Origin of the sequence: Paludifilum halophilum (assembly GCF_002245355.1) — a bacterium.
GTDB classification, from domain to species: domain Bacteria; phylum Bacillota; class Bacilli; order Thermoactinomycetales; family DSM-45169; genus Paludifilum; species Paludifilum halophilum.
The window spans coordinates 1-437 of sequence record NZ_NOWF01000100.1 but is presented as its reverse complement, the minus strand read 5'-3'; the positions used below and the strand labels follow the sequence as shown (position 1 = coordinate 437).

Annotated in this window: 1 protein-coding gene; it reads left to right on the top strand. The window is 68.6% G+C overall.

Translation table 11 applies throughout. From position 1 onward, the window contains the following. Positions 1–437 (top strand): SCO6880 family protein (locus CHM34_RS18515; protein WP_206093852.1); only part of this gene is annotated, 437 nt, incomplete at both ends.

The following is a 437-nucleotide window of genomic DNA, read 5'->3' as shown; positions in this document are numbered from 1 at the left end:
GGATATGCGGGCCGCCGCCCGCCAGATTCGCACCGCAGGCGGCGGTGTCAAGGGCGCGGCGAACGTGCTGCGACAGGAAATGGGCACGCTGTCGGCCGCGCTGCGCTCGGCAGATCTGACGAGCAAGGGCTGGCTCAGCACCGGACAGATCGCGGTCATCCTGCGCTCGGCATATGACCCGGCGATCGCCGCGACACTGGAACGCCACGGAGACCTCGGTCACGACCTCGCCACCGCCGGGCCGGTCGCGGTCACCGAGTCGTGGGGGCATCTTCGCAGCGACTCGGCCTACCACTGCGTCGTGTGGATCTCGGAGTGGCCGCGCTCGATGGTGCATCCGGGATTCCTCTCGCCCGTGCTGCTGTCCAGTGGCATTCATCGGGCGTTCTCGCTGATCTGCACCCCGTTGCGCACCGATCAAGCCGCCCGCGACATTC